Raw genomic sequence first — 2,955 nt, forward strand, 5'->3', positions numbered from 1 at the left:
CTGTCGATCTTGTCGAAGTCAACCTTGGCCGAACCGAAAACTTCGGAGCAGACACGGGTCAGAGCAGCGGTCAGCGTGGTTTTACCGTGGTCAACATGACCGATGGTACCGACGTTGACGTGCGGCTTATTACGTTCGAACTTTTCCTTAGCCATCGAAATCACCCCTAGGAGAAGAATTTAGCGAGTCACACAAGCCATTAAAACAAAGGCAGATATTTGCATATCTGCCTTGTAATATGGAGCTCTTGAGCGGATTTGAACCGCTGACCTCACCCTTACCAAGGGTGTGCTCTACCAACTGAGCTACAAGAGCAAAACACTTTGCACAACCTGCAAACTTGGAGCGGGTAGCGGGAATCGAACCCGCATCATCAGCTTGGAAGGCTGAGGTTCTACCACTAAACTATACCCGCGGAGCTTGCAGCTCACGCTAAAAATGGTGGAGGGGGAAGGATTCGAACCTTCGAAGTCGTAGACGTCAGATTTACAGTCTGATCCCTTTGGCCGCTCGGGAACCCCTCCTAAGCGAGCCGGCATTCTATATCATGCCAGCCTTCTGTCAAGCATTTTCTCATTAAAAACCTGAGGTTAGCTGCGTTGACGTCGCTTCGTACCGCTTACCTTTAAAGGTCTTCGCTGCGAAGCGGGCGCCATTCTATGCAAACTACCCTACGGGTGCAACCCCTTCGCATGGCATTATTTTATGTTTTAACTCATTGAATTCTTTAGAAAGGTTTTGGAGCAGCGTTTCACTCACCTTTCCCGCGCCTTCCTGGGGAACCTGAACCCAGAATCCTCCTCCCTCAGGGAGATTTTGCGCGCTCGAAACCACAGAGCGACCTATGACACCCAAAGCCGCCAGGCGCTGCTCCAACTGCCTGGCCAGCTCCGGTCGAGCAAAACCACCCAGATAGACACAGGTTTTGGACACGTCAGCAGACTTGGCCGAATCGCGCCTGACAAGGGCATCCGCCGTTTCGCTCAAGAGATGAATATCCTGTTGCGACCCGCGATATAAACTCAACGGCGTGACATCCTTGGCGCGAAGCGGGGCCTCTTGCTGATGCCAGATGTAGTAGAAGACATTCAAAACCAGCAACAACAGAAACAGCCACCGCATAGAAACCTCAAGACAAAGGACAGGCCATCGCCAAACCGACGAAAACCAGGTCAGGTACCACCCTGGCCTCTGGAACGACCCCGGAAACCAGATTGGCATCCCCCCCAGTAAGAAACACCACGAAATCCTTTCCCCAATATTGCTCCGCCAATTCAAGCTGAGTCAGGACAAATCCCCTGAGCATCAGCATGCAACCGCGCTCGACCGCCTCGACAGTCGCACGACCTGGAGCGAGGCTCTCATGGGCTCGCTCGGCCGCTATATCGTCATAACGAATTTTCCGCGTGTGGGTACGCAATTGATTACGCATCAGAGGCATGCCAGGACAAATGAACCCTCCCAGATGCCCACCATCCGCGGCCACGAAATCAGCTGTGACGGCAGTACCAAAATCCAGCACCAGGCACGCCCCCGAAGCGAGATGAAAACCACCAAGCAGGGCCAACCATCGATCGAGGCCTAGCCGCTCGTAATCCTCGTAGCCATTTCTCACACCCGCCATTTCCCGGGCGGGCATAGCACGAACTACCGATACCCCGAACACATCGACCAGCGAAGCGACCAATGAATCCGTCTCCGCCTGGGTCCTCACACTCACAAGACGACACTTCTTGAGCTGGAACTTCTTCGCGTCATTCAGGTTCGCGAGCAAATCGTCGTCAGAGCCGACCACACCACCTTCGACCGGCGTTATTCCGTCAGGGCGCAGAACGCGCCATTTGATAAAGCTGTTGCCGCAGTCGAGCTCAAGAATCATCACGCAACCTCAAACTGAGCTCACCACCGCTAAAGTTTTTTTCCACACCATCCACCTTCAAACGCAGCGCACCCTGGTGGTCAATGCCCAGCACAATGCCGTCAATTTTATTAACACCGGCAATCAGAGACACAGCCCGCCCCTGCCAGAGATGGTACTGCTCCCATTCCAACTGGATCGCAGCAAACCCCGATACGCGATGAAGCTCCAGATATTGCTGCAGCTTCACCCCCAATCGGGCCACCAGCTCATTTCGATCAAAATCCCTGCCCGCTTCAAGGCACATGGATGTCCATTGCTGGTCGACCTCATCAGTCGATTGCATATTCACATTAATCCCTACGCCCAGGACAACATGGCAAACGTCTGCAGGATCTCCAACCAACTCAAGCAAAATGCCGGCGATCTTTTTGTCACCCACCAAGACATCATTAGGCCATTTCAACCCCGCCGCCGCGATCCCCATATCGCGCAAGACATGCATGACCGCAAGCCCGACAACCAAGCTCAGACCTTCGATCTCTCGCATCCCACCACTAATGCGCAACACCAGGCTGTGGTAAAGGTTTTCGGCAAATGGGCTGACCCACTTACGACCACGACGACCACGACCCGCTATCTGTCGCTCAGCCAAAACCATGAATGGCGCCACGCCTCCGCGCTCAATGAAACGCAGCGCCTCGGCGTTAGTGGAGTCGATAGAGTCGAATATATGGACAGGCCACTCATGAAGGCCTTTTGCGCGAATTTCTGTCGCATCCAAAAGCAACAGGGGCTTAGCCAACTGATAACCCCTACCTCGAACTTTATGAACAGACAATCCTAAATCCGCCTCCAAGTGCTGCAACTGCTTCCATACAGCACTACGACTGATACCCAGCGCAGCACCCAGCGCTTGCCCCGAATGAAAGCGGCCATCCTTCAGAAGTTTTAGCAACGTGAGCATGCGGACTGCGCCCTGATAATGAGGCCCGCATGATAGCCATGCGCAAGACAGTTGCATAGAAACACAAAATGACTTTCCTGCGGGCAAAACAAAACCCCTACCTGCATCAGCAGATAGGGGTTTCGGAATT

The 2,955-nt window shown here is 53.5% G+C and carries 4 protein-coding genes and 3 tRNA genes; all 7 read right to left on the reverse strand.

Annotated elements, in window-relative coordinates; all coding sequences use genetic code 11:
- On the reverse strand, positions 1–155 hold a 155-nt coding region (locus BLO80_RS28650; protein WP_237614161.1), incomplete at its 3' end, for a GTP-binding protein.
- Between the two features lie 84 nt (positions 156–239).
- Positions 240–315, reverse strand: a tRNA-Thr gene (locus BLO80_RS28655).
- A 26-nt stretch (positions 316–341) separates the two neighbouring features.
- A tRNA-Gly gene (locus BLO80_RS28660) sits at positions 342–415 on the reverse strand.
- Positions 416–439: 24 nt separating this feature from the next.
- Positions 440–524 (reverse strand) — tRNA-Tyr (locus tag BLO80_RS28665).
- A gap of 142 nt (positions 525–666) precedes the next feature.
- Entirely contained in the window at positions 667–1,122 is a 456-nt protein-coding gene (locus BLO80_RS28670; RefSeq protein ID WP_092334436.1) for a hypothetical protein, read from the reverse strand.
- A gap of 7 nt (positions 1,123–1,129) precedes the next feature.
- A complete protein-coding gene (locus tag BLO80_RS28675; RefSeq protein WP_092334434.1) occupies positions 1,130–1,879 on the reverse strand; it encodes a pantothenate kinase in 750 nt (249 codons plus the stop codon).
- A complete protein-coding gene (gene birA / locus BLO80_RS28680; RefSeq protein WP_092334432.1) occupies positions 1,869–2,825 on the reverse strand; it encodes a bifunctional biotin--[acetyl-CoA-carboxylase] ligase/biotin operon repressor BirA in 957 nt (318 codons plus the stop codon). The genes BLO80_RS28675 and birA overlap by 11 nt, the downstream gene beginning before the upstream one ends.
- Positions 2,826–2,955 lie beyond the last annotated feature (130 nt).

Origin of the sequence: Pseudomonas sp. NFACC56-3, assembly GCF_900100025.1 — a bacterium.
Classification (GTDB): domain Bacteria; phylum Pseudomonadota; class Gammaproteobacteria; order Pseudomonadales; family Pseudomonadaceae; genus Aquipseudomonas; species Aquipseudomonas fluorescens_AA.